Origin of the sequence: Luteibacter sp. (genome assembly GCF_051958795.1) — a bacterium.
In the GTDB taxonomy this organism is placed as follows: domain Bacteria; phylum Pseudomonadota; class Gammaproteobacteria; order Xanthomonadales; family Rhodanobacteraceae; genus Luteibacter.
In genome coordinates this window covers 1-18,411 of sequence record NZ_JBQCFT010000244.1, presented here as the reverse complement: position 1 = coordinate 18,411, position 18,411 = coordinate 1, and the positions used below count along the sequence as shown (strand labels likewise).

Genomic DNA, 18,411 nt, shown 5'->3' with positions numbered 1-18,411 from the left:
GATCAGACTCCGGGTAGCCGCACATGCCAGACCGCATAGGGCTGGCCGAGGCCGAGCCACACATGCTGGGCCGACCCGCGCCAGGCGATGGGTTGGGTATGGAGAAGGTCGTGGATATCGAGGTTGTCGTCGGGGCCGTAGCCCCAGTCACCCAGCGGCAGGGTGAGGTCGGCGGCCTGGGCGTTGTGCGGGTCCATGCTGATCGCGACCAGCACCACGTCGTCGCCGCTACGCTTTTCGAAGAAGAGCACCTGGTCGTTGTTCGCAGGCAGGAAGCGCACGCCGAGGTGGGTCTGCAACGCGGGGTGGGCGCGGCGGATCCGGTTGAGCTGGGTGATCTCGGCGACGATATTGCCCGGTGCATCGAAATCGCGGATGCGGATTTCGTACTTCTCCGAATCGAGGTATTCCTCCCTGCCCGGCAGCGGCGCGGATTCGCAGATCTCGAACCCGGAATACATGCCCCACAGTCCGGAGAGCGTCGTCGCCAGCGCGGCGCGGATCAGGAAGCCCGGCCGCCCCGACGTCTGCAGGAAGTACGGGTTGATATCGGGCGTGTTGACGAAGAAGTTAGGCCGGAAGAAATCCTTCGGCGGCGTGGTCGTCAGCTCGGTCAGGTAGTCGACGAACTCCTGCTTCGAATTGCGCCACGTGAAATACGTGTACGACTGGCTGAAACCCACCTTGGCCAGGCGATACATCGGCTTCGGCCGCGTGAACGCCTCGGACAGGAACAGCGCATCGGGGTACTTCGCACGTACGCGCCCGATCATCCATTCCCAGAACGGGAACGGCTTGGTGTGCGGGTTGTCGACGCGGAACGTGCGCACGCCCTCGCCCGCCCAGAACAGCACCGCATCACACAGGGCCTGCCACAACGACGGGATCGATCCGTCGGCGTAGAAATCGACGTTGACGATGTCCTGGTATTTCTTGGGCGGGTTCTCGGCGTACTTGATGCTGCCGTCGGGGCGCCAGTCGAACCACTCCGGGTGTTCCTTCAGCCACGGATGGTCCTGGGAGCACTGGATCGCAAAATCGAGGGCCAGCTCCAGGCCGTGCTCGTGCGCGGCGTCGCGCAGCGCGCGGAAATCCTCCAGCGTGCCGAGTTGCGGATGGATCGCGGTGTGCCCGCCGTCGGGCGAGCCGATCGCATACGGGCTGCCCGGATCGTCGGGCCCGGGCGTCAGCGTGTTGTTCGGGCCTTTGCGGAAGGCCTTGCCGATCGGGTGGATCGGCGGGAAATACAGGACATCGAAGCCCATGTCGCGAATGGCCGGCAAGCGCGCGATGGTGTTGCGGAACGTGCCGTGCTTCGCCTTGTCATCGGTCATCGAGCGGGGGAACAGCTCGTACCAGCTTGCGAACATGGCTTCGCGGCGGTCGACTTCGAGCAGGAAGGATTGCGTCACCGTGGAGCGCGTACGTGGGTCGGTGAAGGCCATCAGCTCCACGCTGCTCGCGGCGAGAAGCAACTCGATGCGCTCCGGGCCGTCCGCCTTCGCCACCGCCGCCGCCAGGTTGCGCAGCGCCTTGGCCTTCGGACCCGACGCGTCTTTCGCGCGCGCCTCGACCATCAGCCGGCCTTCCTCGAGTTCGAGCTTCACGTCCACGCCTGCGGCGTGCTTCACCTCCAGCTCGTGGTGGTAGCTGCCGTACGGATCGTGCCAGGCTTCGATCTGGAATTCGTGGCGACCGATGCGCGTGGGCGTGAACGTCGCCGTGTGGACGTCGTTATTGACGGGCTCGAGGACAACCTCGTGCCATGCCTTCTCATCGACCGCCCGGTAACGCAGGCGGGCCGCGAGCACCTCGTGGCCATCGACGAAGATATCGGCGGTGACGGTCACCGGCTGGCCGACGATGCGCTTGGCGGGAAACGCACCGCCATCCACGGCGGGCTGCACGTTTTCCACGGCGACGCGTGGCGCTTTCGTCGCGGCGCCGAGCGCCTCTTTCTGCGCTGAAGCGCCGAGTTTGCGTTTCGCGGGCGTCGCGGGGACGCCGGACAATGTGAGTACCGCACCTGGATCGAGAACCACGCTATCTCCCTGGTCGAATACCTTGCGCCCGTCGACAGTCGTCCAGGGCGCGAAATGGCTGGCCGCTCCGGCGAGCGCCTCGCCCGCGGTCACCAGCGCCTCGCGATCGAGCGATGCGTTGACGAGCGTCAGGGTGGCTCGCGCGGCGGTGCGCGGATCCGCGCCTGCCACGGTGAGGAATGTGGCGATGCCGCCGTGCACGGTAATCAGCGGCGCTGCGGGGACGTCTTCGCCGACGGCGGCATTGGCCGCTTTCACCGTATCGGTTAGGTCGGCGGCCGCGCGCTCGCCCATCGCGCTCGGCGTCGTGGGCGCACCACGCCGCGGGTCGAGGGCGTCGTGCACGGCATATTCAAAGCCCATGGGCATGAGCCACCCGGCGGGCGCAGTCGCCGCGAAGGCGATGGCCCGGCGGTACGCGTGGTCGAGCTGGTTTTCCTCACCGAGCTCGTCGCCCAGGCGAGTCGCGAACGGGGCTTCCGTGCAGGCGAGCGCCGGCGCGACCGCACTCAATCGCGCGGCCTCTTCGGCGAACCATGGCTTGCGGAAATCCCACCAGGCAGCGGAGTTCACCACCGCATCGAATCCTGCGCCGGTGAGCGCAGCCATTTCGTCGGGCGTATCGCCCGGGGTCCATGCGATGAAGCTGACACCCGGCGATTCCGTCTGGACGGCATCCACCAGCGTCTTCCACAAGCTGGCCCGCAGCCGCTGCGGATGCAGCACGCGGAAGCCAAGCACGCCCGCCTTCGCCCAAGCGCGCAGCCGCTGTACCCACCACTGCGTCGCGGCCTGCGCGACGTCGGGGTCGTTCAACCGCCAGCGCGCGCTGTCACTCTCGCTCGGTGTCCAGCGTGGATCCGGCGTGCCGTGGTCGGTGGCCACCGCGCGAAACCAGCCGGGGTTCTGGGCGCGCACTGGCGCATCGGATGCCAGTTCGTCGAGCGGCAGGTCGAGCCATAGCTCGAGGTTGCGCGCCCGGCAAGCTTTTGCGATCTGTTCGATACGGGTCGTGGCATCGCCATCGGCCGCGAGCGCCGGGTTCATCCGGTCGAAATCGCGTGTGACGAAAACGTCGCCAGCGGGCGAGGTTTCGAACGGCGGCGCGATGAGCAGCTGCCGGAAGCCCAGCGCAGCGGCATGGTCGATCCACGCGTTCCATCCCGTCATCGGGCCGGCAAGCAGCGGATGGAGGTAATAAATGCAGAATGGCGCGCGGGTGCTGGCCGACATTGCCTCGTGTTCCGCTAGGGGTAAGACACAAGCATGCCGGGCCGTATGTGTGCATCGTGCCAATGAACCCGGACACGCGAAGCAGTGACATTGGCGCAGAGTGGTGTTGCTATTTCGTGAATACGGGCCGACAGCGCACAAATTTGCGCGTTGCGACCCACTTGTAGGAGCTCACCCTGTGAGCGACGCCGTTCGCGGAAGAGCCCCAGCCTTGGTGAGGCTTTGGCGAAAGATGTCGCCCACAGGGTGGGCTCCTACGCAGTTCGGGCTACTGGCCGAACTTGATCTCTTCGCCTTCGTGGCCGCGGTCCCAGCCGCGGAGTTCGTCGCGGATGTGCGCGATGCGCTGGCGGCCGAGGGCGTTGCGCTCCTCGTCGAGCACCAGCCCGTCGAGCAGCTCGGCCAGGCGCTGGGCGGTGGGGAGCATGGCGTCCCACGCGTCCAGCGCGTTCACCGGGCCCGGCAGGGCCATGAAGAACGAAAGACCCGGGGTCTGCAACGTGGCGATGCGGGCCATGTCGAAATTGCCCGGCTTCACCAGGTTGGCGACGCTGAAGATCGGGCCCTTCTCGGGGTGGCCATCCACCAGGCGGTGGTAGATGCCCATGTCGCCGAATTCGAGGCCGGCCTTCTCGGCGGCCACGACCAGGTCGGAACCCTGGAACCGCTGGCCCTCGCGCGAGACGACGTAGAGGCTGACGATGCGCTCGACAGGGGCATTCAGCGGGCGGCGGCCGAGATCCGAACGCGGCGGCGCCCTGGGCGGCACGGGCGCCGGAGCCGGAGCCGGAGCCGGCGCCGCCACCGGTGCGGGAGCAGGCGTGGGGCGCGGCGCAGGTGCCGCGGCCGCCGGGCGGGCCGGTGCCGGCTCATCCAGGTCGAAGGGCAGGTCGAGGTCGAGGCGCGGTTCCGTACGCTGCGCGGGTCGCGGCGGCTGGGCCTCAGCGGCGGGCTCGGCGGCCGGAGCGGCCTGTTTGCGTTCGCCAGCGAGGGACGCGCCAAGGCGCTCGAGCTCGGCGCGCAGGTCGACATCCAGCTCACCCTGCTTCGGCGAGGGGCGGAATAGCGGGTCGTTGGAGTCTTCGTCGCGGACGGCCGGCGCCTCGTCGCGCACGTCGAAGCGCTCGTCGAAACGCTCCTCGTCGCGGGCGCTGAAGGACATGGGATCGGCGTCTGCCGCGGCTTCACCGCCAAACACCGGCTCACGGCGCTCACGCCGCGGCTCGGGCTGCTCCGGCATCGGCTTGCGCCGGCCCTGCTCCTTGCGCGGCTGGCCGAAAAGCCAGATCAGCACGAGCACGACGATGCCCACGAAGAGCATCGGGATGCCGACGGCAGGGTTCCAGGCGAGGCCGATGGCGGGATTCATGACGCGGTAATTCCTTTGGTGACGCTAATGCGAAGCCGGCTCAGGCGACGCCGGCGAGTTTCGAGGCTTCGGCCAGGTCAACCTGGACGAGGCGCGAGACGCCAGGTTCGCGCATGGTAACGCCGCACAGCTGGTGCGCGGCCTCCATCGTGGCCTTGTTGTGGCTGACGAAGATGAATTGCACCTTTTCGCTCATTTCGCGGACCATCGCCGAAAAACGGCCCACGTTGGCTTCGTCCAGCGGTGCGTCCACCTCGTCCAGCAGGCAGAACGGCGCCGGGTTCAGCCCGAAGATAGCGAAGACGAGTGAGACCGCCGTGAGGGCCTTCTCGCCGCCGGAGAGCAGCGTGATGTTCGAAACGCGCTTGCCCGGCGGCCGGGCCATGATGGCCACGCCGGTATCGAGCAGGTCTTCGCCGGTGAGTTCGAGGTAGGCGTGGCCACCGCCGAACAGGCGCGGGAACAGCTCCTGCACACCGGCGTTGACGCGATCGAAGGTTTCCTTGAAGCGCTGGCGGGTCTCGCGATCGATCTTCTTGATCGCACCCTCCAGGGTCTCCATCGCGCTCGTGAGGTCGGTGAGCTGCGAATCGAGGTATTCCTTGCGCTGCGATTGCTCGGCGTGTTCCTGGATCGCGGCAAGGTTCACCGGCTCGAGGCGGGCGATCTTGCCGGCGAGGTCGGCCAGCTGCGACTGCCACATGGACGGTTCGGCATCTTCGGCGAGTTCGGCCAGCAGCGGCTCGAGCTCGAGACCCGAGGCCGTGATGGCCTGGGCAAGCTGCTCGGCGCGCAACTGCAGCGCCTGCGCAGCGAGGCGCTTCTCCGCCACGTTCTCGCGCACCTGGGCCAGCACGTGTTCGACGCGCTGGCGTTCCTGCTCGAGGCGGCGGAACTCCGCGTCACAGTCCTCGAGGGCGCGGCGGGCTTCGACGAGCTGCCTGTCGACCAGCAGGCGCTGGTCGAGGTAGGTCTGGCGCTCTTCTTCCAGTTCGGTGATCGGATCGCTGCCGGCGGCCAGCTGTTCATCGATCTCGTCGCGACGCATCGTCACCTGGCGCAGCTGCGCATCGAGGCGAGCCAGCGCCTGTTCCAGCGAGGTGAGCGCGGCGCGCTTGGATTCCATGCTGAGGGCGAGCTGGTGCGCCTGGTCGGCGGCCTCGCGGGCGTTCATGCGCGCTTCTTCGCGCGCCTCGAGCAATTCGCGGCGCTCGTTCTCAAGGCCACGGCGCTCGTCTTCGCGATCGCCCATGTGGCCGACGGCTTCGTCGAGGCGTGCACGGGCTTCGCGGGTCTGGCCTTCCAGTTCGTCGAGCTGTTCGACCAGCGTGCTGATCTCGCCGCCGACCTTCTCCGCGCGGGCACGCGCGGTTTCCATCTTGCCGCGGTGGCTCTGGAGCTGGCCGGCGAGTTCGGAAAGGCGGCGATGCGCGGCGTAGAGGTCACGCTGCGCGTCGTCGCGCTGGCGTTCGGTTTCGAACTTGCGCGTGCGCAGGTCCTCGAGCTGTTCGGTGCGCTCTTCGATCGTGGCCTCGAGCGCTTCGATCTGCTCGGCCAGCTGGCGGATATCGCGCTCGCGGGCGAGCACGCCGACCTGGTTGCCCTGGGCGCGTAGCACGCGGGTCCAGCCCGGGCCCATCCACGCGCCATCGCGGGTGATGACGGACTGGCCGGCCGACAGCGAACCGACGCGGGTTACGGCGGCTTCCACCGAGTCGGCGACAAACACATTCGACAGCAGGCCAACGGCGGCTGCGGGGCCGCGCACGTGGCCAGCCAGCGTGCCGGCGGTGCCCGGGCCGCCCTTCTCGCTGGCGAACAGGGCCACGTCGGCTTCGCCGAGTGCGCCGAATTCCGGGGCGAGCGCGGCCGGTGAATCCACCAGCACGCCATCGAGCACGCCGGCAAGCACGGTTTCGACGGCCGATTCGTAACCTGCATCCACCTGCAGCGATTCGCCAAGCCGGCGAGCGTCGGCCAGGCCCAAGCGCTTCAGCCAACCGGTGGCGGCCGATTCTTCCTGGCCCAGCGCCGCGGTCTGCAGTGCCTCGAGCGAGGCCTGGCGGCCGCGCGCGGTCTGCAGTTGCTGGCGTGCGTCGTTCAACGCGGACTGGACCTGGCGCTCGTCGTCGAGCACGCGTTCGTAGCCGACCTTGTGCTGGTCCAGCACGCCGCCTAGCTGCTCCACGCGTTCGCGCTGCGTGTCGTGTTCGGTATCGAGCTGTTCGGCAGCAGCGTCGAGCGCGGCGACGTCCGTGGCCTTCTGCTCGGCCTCGAGCGCTTCGCGGCGACGTGCGAGGTCCACCGCCTGCCGGTCGAGGTAAGCGAGTTTCGTGCGCTCCACTTCGGCGGCGCGGGTTGACTCGGAAGCGCCACGGGTATGCGTATCCCAGCGCTGCTGCCAGTCCGCCAGGCGCGACTCGGTGGCGCGCTGCGCTTCGCCGGTGTCGTCCTGGATCTGCTGCAGAGACTCCAGCTTCGGCTCGCCTTCGGCCAGCGCCATGCGCAGGGTTTCCACCTGTTCGCGATCGGCGTCGATGTGGCCCTGGAGTTCGCCAAGCTCGCGATCGGTTTCCGCCTTGGAACGGGTCAGGCGCTCGGCGAGGTCGCGGTTGTGGCGCACCTGCTGTTCGACGCGCGCGATTTCGGCGCCGACCTTGTACACCTCGGCCTGCACCTGGTTCAGGTGCTCGCTCGCGCCCTGGTGGCGTTCGCGCACCGTCTCCATCTGCGCCTCGACCTGGCGCTGGGTGGCGGTGTGCTTTTCAATCTCGATTTCGTATTCGCGCAGGCCCGAGCCTTCGCCCTGGCGCTGGCGATCGAGCGTGCGGTACTCGAGCGCGCGCAGTTCGGCCTCGCGGCGAGTCTGCTCTTCCTTGAAGGCCTTCCAGCGCTCGGCGGCGCGGGCCTGGCGGTTCAGGTGGTCGAGCTGCTTCTCGACCTCGTCGCGCACGTCGCGCACGCGGTCGAGGTTCTCGCGGGTCGACTTGATCCGGCTCTCGGTTTCCTTGCGGCGCTCCTTGTACTTGGAGATGCCGGCGGCTTCTTCCAGGTGCGTGCGCAGTTCTTCCGGGGCCGCCTCGATGATCTGGCTGATCATGCCCTGCTCGATGATCGAGTAGGAACGCGGGCCCAGGCCGGTCCCGAGGAACAGGTCGGTGATGTCACGGCGGCGGCAGCGCGCGCCGTTGAGGTAATAAGAGGACTGGCCGTCGCGGCTGACCACGCGCTTCACCGAGATCTCGGCGAAGCTGGCGTACTCGCCCTGGATGGTGCCGTCGCTGTTATCGAAGATGAGCTCGACGGCGGCCTGGCCCACCGGCTTACGCGCGCTGGAGCCGGAGAAGATCACGTCGGTCAGCGAGTCGCCACGCAGGCGGCTGGCCGCGGATTCGCCCATGACCCAGCGGATGGCGTCGATGATGTTCGACTTGCCGCAGCCGTTCGGACCGACGACGCCGGTCATGTTGGTGGGCAGGTGCAGCGTGGTGGGGTCCACGAAGGACTTGAATCCCGCCAGCTTGATCGTGGTCAGACGCATGTTTGGTTCCGTTGGGACGCAGGCTCTCAGCCACCCCTCGGCTGATCGATCACTTTGCCAAAGGGGTCACCCCGGCGCAATACGCGAAATAACCTGAGAATAATAGCGTAAATGCTTGATAGTAGGAGCCCACCCTGTGGGTGACAGCTTTTCGCGATGCCGTATCAGGTCCTGCAGCGCATTCGCGAACGGCGTCGCCCACAGGGTGGGCTCCTACGGACGGGCGCGCGGCGGGCTTATTCGCCGGGCGCTTTCGAGTCGATCGAGAGGGCGTGGATGCCGTCGGGCATCATGTCGCCGAGGGCCTGGTAGACCAGGCGGTGGCGCTGGATCGGGTTCTGGCCGGCGAACGCGGGGCTGACGATCCGGGCGAAGAAATGGCCCTTGCCCTCCCCGCTATGACCGGCGTGCTTGTGGCCTTCGTCGATCACATCCAGCTCGACCGGGGCCAGGGCCTCGGTCAGGAGCTGGCGGATGCGCTCGACTTTCTCGGCGGTCACGGCAGGGTCACGTTGAACGGGCGCACGGTCACATCCTTGTAGACGCCACCGGCGACGTAAGGATCGGCTTCGGCCCAGGCCGGTGCCGCAGCCAGGCTCTCGAACTCAGCGACGATCAGGCTACCGGTAAAGCCGGCTTCGCCCGGATCCTTTGCATCGATGGCCGGGAAAGGACCGGCCAGCTTCAGGCGACCCTCTTCCTTGAGCTTCAGCAGGCGCTCGACATGGGCCGGGCGCGCCGCGAGACGGTTCGCCAGCGAATTCGGGTGATCGATACCGGTGATGGCGTAGTACATGGGATCAGGCCTCGGGGCGCATGGTCGGGAAAAGGAGGACGTCGCGGATCGACGACGATCCCGTAAGCAGCATCACCAGGCGATCGATGCCGACGCCGAGGCCACCGGTCGGCGGCAGGCCGACTTCGAGCGCGCGGAGGTAGTCCGCGTCGAAGTGCATGGCTTCGTCGTCGCCCGCGTCCTTCGCGTCCACCTGGGCCTGGAAGTGCGCGGCCTGGTCTTCCGAGTCGTTGAGCTCGGAGAAGCCGTTGGCGATTTCCTTGCCGTTGATGAACAGCTCGAAGCGATCGGTGATGCCCTTGTCGGTATCGCTCTCGCGGGCGAGCGGCGATACCTCGACCGGGTGATCGGTGATGAAGGTGGGCTGGACCAGGGTGTGTTCCACCGTGGCCTCGAAGATCTCGAGCAGCAGCTTGCCCCAGCCGTACGACGGCTTGACCTGGATGCCCAGGCGCTTCGCGTGCGCGGCCATGGCCTCGCGATCGCGCAGCTCGCCGGGCTTGATCTCCGGGTTGAGCTCGAGCACGGCATCTTCCATGCGCCAGCGGCGGAAGGCCGGGCCCACGTCGACGGTGGCGCCATCCCACTCGATGGACGTGTTGCCGATCACATCGGTGGCAGCCGAGCGGATCAGGCCCTCTGTGAGGTCCATGATCTCGTGGTACGTGGCGTACGCCTGGTACAGCTCGAGCATGGTGAACTCGGGGTTGTGCCGGGTGGACACGCCCTCGTTACGGAAATTGCGGTTGATCTCGTACACGCGATCGAAGCCGCCCACGGTAAGGCGCTTCAGGTAAAGCTCCGGCGCCACGCGCAGGAACAGCGGGATATCCAGCGCGTTGTGGTGCGTGGTGAACGGACGCGCCGTGGCGCCACCCGGGATCACGTGCATCATGGGGGTCTCGACCTCCATGAAGCGGCGCGGCTGGTCTTCCAGCCAGCGGCGGATGTGGCTGACGATCTTCGAACGCAGCTGGAAGGTACGCCGGGCCTCTTCGGTGACGATGAGGTCGACGTAGCGCTGGCGGTAGCGCTGCTCGACGTCGGCCATGCCGTGGTGCTTGTCCGGCAGGCCACGCAGCGACTTGGTCAGCAGGCGCAGGCCCTCGACCTTCACCGAGAGCTCGCCCGTCTTGGTGCGCATCAGCGTGCCGGTGGCGCCGACGATATCGCCGAGGTCCCAGCGCTTAAACGCGTTGTAGGTCTCTTCGCCCACCGTGCCCTGGTGGATGAACAGCTGGATGCGGCCGGTGCCGTCCTGCATCGTGACGAAGCTGACCTTGCCCTGCCCGCGGCTGAGCAGGATGCGGCCGGCGACGGCCACCTGGCGCGGCGCGGCTTCGATCGCTTCAGCCGTCCACTGTTCCTTGTCCTCGAACTCGGCCTGCAGGTCGCCCGCGAAGCTGTCGACCTTGAAGTCGTTCGGGAAGGCGATGCCCTGCTCGCGCAGCGCTTTGAGTTTCTCGCGGCGCTCGGCAATCAGGCGGTTTTCGTCAACAGTGCCGGTGGTGTCGTCGCGGGTTTCGTCAGTCATGGCTTCGCTTGGGTTGCGTTCGGGGAACGGGGGCGCCCATGCGCCCCCGGGTGTTGCGGTATTACGCGTCGACGCGCTTGGAACCCGCCTCGAGGCCCGCCTTCAGGCTGGCTTCGACGAATTCGTCGAGGTCGCCGTCGAGCACCTTCTGGGTATCCGAACGCTCGATGCCGGTGCGCAGATCCTTGATGCGCGACTGGTCGAGCACGTAGTTGCGGATCTGGCTGCCCCAGCCGATGTCCGACTTGGTGGCTTCCAGCGCATCCTTCTCGGCGTTGCGCTTCTGCACTTCCAGTTCGTACAGCTTCGCCTTCAGCATCTTCATCGCGCGGTCGCGGTTGGCATGCTGGCTGCGCTCGGTCTGGCAGGCCACGACCGTATTGGTCGGGATATGCGTGATACGCACGGCCGATTCAGTCTTGTTGACGTGCTGGCCGCCGGCGCCCGAGGAGCGATAGACGTCCGTACGCAGGTCGGCCGGGTTGATGTCGATCTCGATGTCGTCATCGACTTCGGGCGACACGAACACCGAGGTGAAGCTGGTGTGGCGGCGGTTGTCCGAATCGAACGGGCTCTTGCGGACCAGGCGGTGCACGCCGATCTCGGTCTTGAGCCAGCCGTAGGCGTAATCGCCCTCGACGCGGAACGTGGCGGATTTGATGCCGGCGACTTCGCCACCGGACACTTCCATCAGCTCGGCCTTCCAGCCGCGCGACTCCGCCCAGCGCAGGTACATGCGCAGGAGGATTTCCGCCCAGTCCTGGGCTTCGGTACCACCGGCACCGGCCTGGATATCGACGAACGCGGGGGCGGCATCGAGCTTGCCCGAGAACATGCGCTGGAATTCCAGCTTGCTGATGCGGGCATCGACCTTGGCCACGTCATCGGCCACGGACTGCACGGTGTCCTCGTCGCCGTCGGCGGCGGCCATCTCGAGCAGTTCCTTCGCATCTTCCAGCGAGGACGACATCTCTTCGATGCCGGTGACGATGGTATCGAGCTGGGCGCGTTCGCGGCCGAGCTCCTGCGCGCGCTTCGGATCATCCCAGACGGTGGGGCTCTCGAGCTCGCGGTTGACTTCCTCTAGCCGTTCTTTCTTGACGGCGTAGTCAAAGATACCCCCTAAGCGACTCGACGCGGCCCTTGAGGTCCGCGATCTGCGCAAGGATCGGATTGGTCTCGATCATGGTTGGCTTGCCTGCTATGCGGCGCGGGACGCGCCGGCTAAAGGCGCTGATCTTACCAAATCGGGCCCCTTATGGCACTGCAGCATGGCCTGCCGCCGGCTGTAGGAGCCCACCCTGTGGGCGACATCTTTCGCGACAGACGCGGCAGGCCCTGCCGCTCTCCTGCGAAAGGCGTCGCCCACAGGGTGGGCTCCTGCGAGGGGGGAGGTGCGGTCGATCAGGCCGGCAGGGCTTCCCGGTGGACGCCGCGGACCGCGCGGCCGGAGGGGTCGGCGGCAGCCGCGAAGGCCGGATCCCAGGCCAGGGCCGCCGGGGAGCTGCAGGCGATCGACTTGCCGCCGGGGACCGTCGCCGCCGGCGCCTCGCCAGGGAAGTGCTTCTCGAAGATCGAGCGGTAGAAGAACGCCTCCTTGGTGGCCGGGGTGTTGTGCGGGAAGCGGGCCGCGGCGGCGGCGAACTCGCGGTCGCTCACCATGGCCTCGGCATGCGCTTTCAAACCATCGATCCAGCCGTACCCTACCCCGTCGCTGAACTGCTCCTTCTGCCGCCACAGGATCGACTCCGGCAGCGCGCCTTCGAACGCCTCGCGCAGGATGCCCTTCTCGATGCCCTTGCGGGCGACCATCTTCGCCTCGGCATCGAACGCCATGGCGGTCTCCAGGAACTCGGAGTCGAGGAACGGCACCCGGGCCTCCACGCCCCACGCAGCCATCGATTTGTTGGCGCGCAGGCAGTCGTAGTAGTGCAGCGCATCCAGCTTGCGCACGGTCTCCGCGTGGAACTCACGGGCGTTCGGCGCCTTGTGGAAATACAGGTATCCACCGAACACCTCGTCGGAGCCCTCGCCCGAGAGCACCATCTTCACTCCCATCGCCTTAATCCGGCGGGCCAGCAGGAACATCGGCGTGGAGGCGCGGATCGTGGTGACGTCATATGTCTCGATGTGGCGGATCACTTCCGGCAACGCGTCGAGGCCCTCCTCGAAGGTGTAGACGAAGCCGTGGTGAACCGTACCGAGCGCCTCGGCGGCAACCTCGGCAGCCTTGAGGTCGGGGGAACCCTCCAGGCCGATCGCGAAGGAATGCAGGCGGGGCCACCATGCTTCGTCGCGGTCGTCATCCTCGATGCGGCGGCGCGCGAACCCGGCGGCGACAGCGGCCACGAGCGACGAATCCAGGCCACCGGAGAGCAACACGCCGTAGGGCACGTCGGTCATCATCTGCCGATGCACCGCGGCTTCAAACGCGGCACGAAGATCCTTCGGGTCGATCGTCTTGCCCTCGGTGACGTCATAGTCGCGCCAGGCGGGCGTCCAGTAGCGGGTCGTTTCACCGGTTGCGCTGTCGTAGATGTGTCCGGGCGGGAACGGCGCGACATCGGCACATACGCCCACCAGCGATTTCATTTCCGAGGCGACGTAGAGGCGGCCCTGGCGATCGTGGCCCCAGTACAGCGGGCACACGCCCATCGGATCGCGTGCGATGAGGACGCGGCGCTTCGCGGCATCCCACAGGGCGAAGGCGAAGATGCCATTGAGTTTGCCGAGGAAGCCGGCGTCGTATTCGCGGTATAGCGCGTTGATGACCTCACAGTCGGAGCCGGTCGTGAAGGCGTAACCGCTCGCGGCGCGCAGTTCGCGATGGTTGTAGATCTCCCCGTTCACGGCCAGGGCCAGCTCGCCATCACGCGAGCGCAGGGGCTGCGCGCCGCTGGCCGGATCCACGATGGCGAGCCGCTCATGGACGAGGATCGCGCCGTCGTCCAGGTACACCCCGCTCCAGTCGGGCCCACGGTGGCGCTGCCGTTGCGAAAGCTCCATGGCCTGCGCCCGCAGCGCCTGGAGATCATCCCCGGCCGTCAGGCCGAACATTCCGAAGATCGAACACATGCGCCTTGCTCCTGTCGTATCAATAGCTGGATAGGGACTGCTGGATCGGGACAAAGAAAAAGGCCCGCCTTTGTGGGGCGGGCCTTTCGTGATTCCGGTGGTTTCAGTTGCAACCGCCTACACGCCGACCCTCCCGAGGTTCCGGGCATTATTGGTATTGGCGTTATTGGCGGCGATGCGAATCATGGCCCGACTAAATCACGTTTGCTGATGCACTGCAATAGGCCGGCAGCAGCCTGTGGGAGTGAGCTTGCGAACGAGGCTCTTCCGCGGACCCGTCGCTCGCAAGCTCACTCCCACAGCCAGGCCGGTGGGCTCCTACGATCACGTGGCCGCGAGCTTTTCGACCGTGTGGCGGTACTCGGTCGCGGCGCGGGCTTCGGCCACGTGCGCGTGGTCGCGCACGCGCCACTGGCCGCCGACCATCACATCGCGCACCAGCGGCGTGTTGCCGGCGAAGAGGAAGGTGTCGATGACGTCCGCCTCGTCGCGCGCGGCGAGCAGCGGCGAACGATCGTCGAGGACCAGCAGGTCGGCGCGGGCACCCTGCCCCAGCCGCGCGATATCGGCGCCCGAGGCGCGCTTGCCGCCGTCGAGCGCACGCTGCCACAGCGCGACGCCCGTGCTTTCTTCCGGCTTGCGCGAGGCGACGTTGCGATGGCGGGTGACCAGGCGCTGGCCGTACTCGAGCCAGCGCAGCTCTTCCACCGGCGAAACCGAGATATGCGAATCCGAGCCGATGCCGAGCGTACCGCCCGCATCGATGAAATCCGCGAGCGGGAACAGGCCATCGCCAAGGTTCGCCTCCGTCGTCGGGCAAAGGCCCGCGACCGCACCACTTTGCGCAATACGCTTTGTTTCGTGGCCGGTGAGGTGCGTCGCATGGACGAGGGTCCAGCGTTCATTGACGTCGGCATGGTCGAGCAGCCACTCGACCGGTCGCGCACCACGCACGGCGAGACAGTCCTGTACTTCGCCGATCTGTTCGGCGATATGGATATGCACAGGCAGGCCCTGTGCCACGCCGGTCGCGAGCACCGACCGCATCGCTTCTTCAGGCACGGCGCGCAGTGAATGCAGGGCGATACCCACCGTCAGCATGTCGTGCTGCATCGGCACCAGGCGTTCGAGCAGGGATACATACTGGCCCACGTCGTGGCGGAAACGCTGCTGGCGGTCGTTCAACGGGCGGCCATCGAAACCGCCCGTCATGTAGAGCACCGGCAACAGGGTCAGGCCGATACCTGCTTCCTTCGCCGCTTCGATCAGCGCCAGCGACATCGCCGCTGGATCCGCGTAATGCACGCCCTTCGGGCCGTGGTGCAGGTAGTGGAACTCGCAGACCTGGGTGTAGCCCGCCTTGACCATCTCGACATAGAGCTGGGTGGCGATGGCTTTCAGGTCATCCGGGTTGATGGCCTCGGCGAAGGCATACATGGTCTCGCGCCAGGTCCAGAAGCTGTCCTCACCCGGGCCGCGGCGTTCCGCCAGGCCCGCCATCGCGCGCTGGAACGCGTGCGAATGCAGGTTGGGCATGCCCGGCAGCACGAAACGGCCGATGCGTTCGCCGGCCTCGCCGTTGCGCGCCGCGAAACGGCCTTCCCTGATGGCCAGCCCGGCCTCGGCCCAGGCGCCTTCGGTCCAGGTGAAATCAGCGGTGAAGTGGGACGGCGACATTGGCAGACCTTATGTGGGAGCGTGCTTGCACGCGATGGGCCTGGCCGCAGACCCCATCGCGCGCAAGCGCGCTCCCACGGGGCCAGGCAGGACTCTTCGGCACAGGATAGCGCGGCCGTATGAACGGCTTCACATGCCGGGGGCATAATGGGGGAATGAACGAGATCGCCGCTCCCGCCCAGACCCCGAAACTCACCCTCCGCCTGGCCCGTCCCGCGGATATCCCGGAACTGGTCGCGCTGACCGCGCGCGTTTACACCGCCGAATGGGGGCATTCGGCGGAAATGCTGCAGGGCCAGCAGAACAATTTCCCCGAAGGCCAGTTCGTCGTCGAGTACGAAGGCCATATCGTGGGCTTCTGCGCCACCTTCCGCATCAACGAGGCGGTGGCCCTGGCCCCACACACGTGGATGCAGATCACGGGCGGCGGCTTCGCCTCGCGCCACGACCCGAAGGGGGACTGGCTCTATGGCATGGAAGTGGTGGTCCATCCGGATTACCGCGGCATGCGCATCGGCCAGCGCCTGTACCAGGCCCGCAAGCGCCTGTGCACCGACCTCAAGCTGCGCGGCATCGTGTTCGGCGCGCGCATGCCGGGGTTATCGCGGGCCATCGGCCGTTACGGCAGCGCCGAGGCCTATGTGCAGGCGATTGTCGACGGCAGCCGCCGTGACCCCACGCTCAGCTTCCAGCTGAAAAACGGTTTCGAGGTGCTCGGCCTGCTACGCGAGTACGTGCCCTCCGACCATGAATCGCTGGGCTACGCGGCCCACCTCGTGTGGCGCAATCCGCACCTGCTCAACCATCCGGATACGCCGCGTGTGTCGCACAGCCACCGCCTCCCCGATTCCGTGCGCGTTGCCTCGGTGCAGTACATGCAACGCCGCATTGCCTCGTTCGCCGAGTTCGCCACGCAGGTCGAGTACTTCGTCGATATCGCCGCGGACTACGACGCGGACTTCGTCGTGTTCCCTGAGCTGATCACCCTGCAGCTCCTCTCCATCGAGAACGCCGAGCTCTCGCCGGTCGATTCGATCCGCCGCCTCTCCGAGTACTCGGACGAGGTGAAAGCCCTTTTCCACCGGCTTGCCGTGCACTACAACATCAACATCGTCGGCGGCTCGCATCCCACGCGCCAGCCGAACGGCGACATCCACAATGTCTGCTACGTGGCCTTGCGTGATGGCTCGCTGCACGAGCGCGAAAAGCTGCACCCGACGCCGAGCGAGAAGAACGTCTGGAACATCACGGGCGGCGATTCCGCGGCGACGATCCAGACGGACTGCGGCCCGATCGGCGTGATGATCTGCTACGACTCCGAGTTCCCCGAGGTCGCCCGCCACCTCACCGACCAGGGTGCACTCATCCTCTTCGTGCCGTTCTGCACCGACGTGCGCGAGGGCTACCTCCGCGTACGCTACTGCTCGCAGGCCCGCGCAATCGAGAACCAGTGTTACGTAGTGCTTTCGGGCAACGTCGGCAACCTGCCCGGCGTGAACAACTTCGATATCCAGTACGGCCAGAGCTGCATCCTCACGCCGAGCGACTTCCCGTTTGCACGTGATGGCATCGCCGCTGATGCCACGCCCAACATCGAGACCGTGCTGTTCGCGGACCTGCGCCTCGAGAACCTCGCCCGCGCCCGCAACTCCGGTGCGGTGCAGAACCTGAAGGATCGTCGCTACGACCTCTACCAGGTGCGTTGGGAGCGCACGCCGGAGTCGCCGCGATGAGCGTGGATACGCGCTGGGACTACCTGCTGCTCGATGCCGGACTGGCGACGCTCGCGGACAACGGCACGGCTTACGGGGCCATCGCCGATGGCGCGCTCGGCATCAAGGACGGGCGTATCGCGTTCGTCGGCGCGCGAGAGGAGCTTCCCGGCGAACCGCACGTGCTGTCGCATCGGGTGGAATCGCTGCAGGGCTCCTGGATCACTCCCGGCCTCGTCGATTGCCACACCCACCTGGTCTTCGGTGGCGATCGGGCGCAGGAGTTCGAGATGCGCCTGGAAGGTGCCACGTATGAAGAGATCGCCCGTGCAGGCGGTGGCATCGTGTCCAGCGTGCGGGCGACGCGCAGCGCGAGCGAAGACGAACTGCTCGCCCAATCCCTGCCGCGTGCCCGCGCCCTCCTCGCCGATGGCGTGACCACGCTGGAGATCAAGTCCGGCTACGGCCTGGAACCGGACGCGGAACGCCGCATGCTCCGGGTCGCCCGGCGCATCGGCATCGAGCTGGGCATCGATGTGCGCACCAGCTTCCTCGGCATGCATGCGCTGCCGCCGGAATATGCCGGGCGCCGAGACGACTATGTCTCGCTCGTCTGCGACACCATGCTGCCCTCGCTGGCCGAGGAAGAGCTGGTCGATGCCGTGGACGCATTCTGCGAGGGCATCGGCTTCACCCACGCCGAAACGGAACGGTTGTTCCGGAAGGCCACCGAGCTCGGGCTACCGGTCAAGCTGCACGCCGAACAGCTCTCGGACCTTGGCGGCGCCGCACTGGTCGCCCGCTACAACGGTCTCTCCGCCGACCACCTGGAATGGACAAGTGAAGAAGGCATCCAGGCGATGGCGAAGGCCGGCACCGTCGCCGTGCTGCTGCCCGGCGCGTACTACGCGCTGCGCGACACCCGGCCGCCGCCGATCGCGGGCTTTCGCGAGCACGGCGTCGCCATGGCCGTCGCCACCGACCTCAATCCGGGTACATCACCGCTGCTCTCCTTGCGCCTTGCGATGGGCATGGCCTGCACGCTGTTCCGGCTGACGCCGGAGGAAGCACTCCGTGGCGCGACCCAACACGGTGCGCGAGCGCTCGGCCTCGATGATCGCGGCACCCTCGCCGTTGGCCAACGCGCCGACCTGGCGGTCTGGAACATCCGGCACCTGCCGGAACTGTGCTACTGGATCGGCGGTGGGCTGTTAAAGGAAACCTGGGTCGCCGGCGAGCGCACGACGTAATCCGCCGCATTTTTCAGAATTCTTCCATCGATCCCGTGGCGGGGGTTCCCTAACATCGACAAGCTCAGGCCGCGTCCCAGGAAGCTTGTTGAACATCGCCGCGCCACTCCGCCGGGCCGTGCCCCGCGCTTGTCTGTTCGTGTTCGCGCTTTGCGTGGCCGCGCTCGTGGCCGCGTGCGCGG

The 18,411-nt window shown here is 67.0% G+C and carries 11 protein-coding genes; 2 read left to right on the top strand and 9 right to left on the bottom strand.

All coding sequences use genetic code 11. The annotated features are described in order from the left end of the window. Nucleotides 1–2: 2 nt before the first annotated feature. From ACTHLF_RS12210 to ACTHLF_RS12170, 9 genes are all read right to left on the bottom strand, one after another. Nucleotides 3–3,275, bottom strand: coding sequence for a maltotransferase domain-containing protein (locus ACTHLF_RS12210; protein ID WP_440327618.1), 3,273 nt, complete (start codon nt 3,273–3,275; stop codon nt 3–5). A gap of 268 nt (nt 3,276–3,543) precedes the next feature. Next, complete coding sequence (gene zipA / locus ACTHLF_RS12205; RefSeq protein ID WP_440327617.1) at nt 3,544–4,644, bottom strand: cell division protein ZipA; 1,101 nt, start codon at nt 4,642–4,644, stop codon at nt 3,544–3,546. 40 nt (nt 4,645–4,684) lie between these two features. Continuing rightward, nucleotides 4,685–8,185: a chromosome segregation protein SMC gene (gene smc / locus ACTHLF_RS12200; RefSeq protein WP_440327616.1), complete on the bottom strand. Its 3,501-nt coding sequence runs from the start codon at nt 8,183–8,185 to the stop codon at nt 4,685–4,687. 236 nt (nt 8,186–8,421) lie between these two features. Beyond that, entirely contained in the window at nt 8,422–8,685 is a 264-nt protein-coding gene (locus ACTHLF_RS12195; RefSeq protein ID WP_440327615.1) for a BolA family protein, read from the bottom strand. Further along, nucleotides 8,682–8,981 carry a YciI family protein gene (locus ACTHLF_RS12190; protein ID WP_440327614.1) on the bottom strand — a complete coding sequence of 100 codons (300 nt, stop codon included), beginning with the start codon at nt 8,979–8,981 and terminating at the stop codon, nt 8,682–8,684. The genes ACTHLF_RS12195 and ACTHLF_RS12190 overlap by 4 nt, the downstream gene beginning before the upstream one ends. A 4-nt stretch (nt 8,982–8,985) precedes the next feature. After that, on the bottom strand, nt 8,986–10,515 hold the full coding sequence (gene lysS, locus ACTHLF_RS12185; protein WP_440327613.1) for a lysine--tRNA ligase: 1,530 nt from the start codon (nt 10,513–10,515) through the stop codon (nt 8,986–8,988). Nucleotides 10,516–10,576: 61 nt separating this feature from the next. Beyond that, nucleotides 10,577–11,702, bottom strand: a protein-coding gene (gene prfB / locus ACTHLF_RS12180) for a peptide chain release factor 2 (RefSeq protein WP_440327612.1) whose coding sequence is annotated in 2 segments (ribosomal slippage) — nt 10,577–11,626 and nt 11,628–11,702 — 1,125 coding nt in all. Because the reading frame shifts where the segments join, the coding sequence is not laid out codon by codon here. 217 nt (nt 11,703–11,919) lie between these two features. Continuing rightward, nucleotides 11,920–13,590: an asparagine synthase B gene (asnB, locus tag ACTHLF_RS12175; protein WP_440327611.1), complete on the bottom strand. Its 1,671-nt coding sequence runs from the start codon at nt 13,588–13,590 to the stop codon at nt 11,920–11,922. Nucleotides 13,591–13,914: 324 nt separating this feature from the next. Then, entirely contained in the window at nt 13,915–15,267 is a 1,353-nt protein-coding gene (locus tag ACTHLF_RS12170; protein ID WP_440327610.1) for a formimidoylglutamate deiminase, read from the bottom strand. Nucleotides 15,268–15,422: 155 nt separating this feature from the next. Here ACTHLF_RS12170 and ACTHLF_RS12165 point away from each other — a divergent pair, with 155 nt between their 5' ends. Further along, entirely contained in the window at nt 15,423–17,000 is a 1,578-nt protein-coding gene (locus ACTHLF_RS12165) for a GNAT family N-acetyltransferase (protein WP_440327609.1), read from the top strand. Further along, a complete protein-coding gene (gene hutI, locus ACTHLF_RS12160) occupies nt 16,997–18,229 on the top strand; it encodes an imidazolonepropionase (protein WP_440327608.1) in 1,233 nt (410 codons plus the stop codon). The genes ACTHLF_RS12165 and hutI overlap by 4 nt, the downstream gene beginning before the upstream one ends. The last annotated feature ends 182 nt before the right edge of the window (nt 18,230–18,411 follow it).

Coding starts and splice junctions, on each gene's coding strand:
- ACTHLF_RS12210 (WP_440327618.1), bottom strand. CDS start 3,275: ATGTCGGCCAGCACCCGCGCGCCATTCTGCATTTATTACCTCCATCCG.
- zipA (WP_440327617.1), bottom strand. CDS start 4,644: ATGAATCCCGCCATCGGCCTCGCCTGGAACCCTGCCGTCGGCATCCCG.
- smc (WP_440327616.1), bottom strand. CDS start 8,185: ATGCGTCTGACCACGATCAAGCTGGCGGGATTCAAGTCCTTCGTGGAC.
- ACTHLF_RS12190 (WP_440327614.1), bottom strand. CDS start 8,981: ATGTACTACGCCATCACCGGTATCGATCACCCGAATTCGCTGGCGAAC.
- lysS (WP_440327613.1), bottom strand. CDS start 10,515: ATGACTGACGAAACCCGCGACGACACCACCGGCACTGTTGACGAAAAC.
- asnB (WP_440327611.1), bottom strand. CDS start 13,590: ATGTGTTCGATCTTCGGAATGTTCGGCCTGACGGCCGGGGATGATCTC.
- ACTHLF_RS12170 (WP_440327610.1), bottom strand. CDS start 15,267: ATGTCGCCGTCCCACTTCACCGCTGATTTCACCTGGACCGAAGGCGCC.
- ACTHLF_RS12165 (WP_440327609.1), top strand. CDS start 15,423: ATGAACGAGATCGCCGCTCCCGCCCAGACCCCGAAACTCACCCTCCGC.
- hutI (WP_440327608.1), top strand. CDS start 16,997: ATGAGCGTGGATACGCGCTGGGACTACCTGCTGCTCGATGCCGGACTG.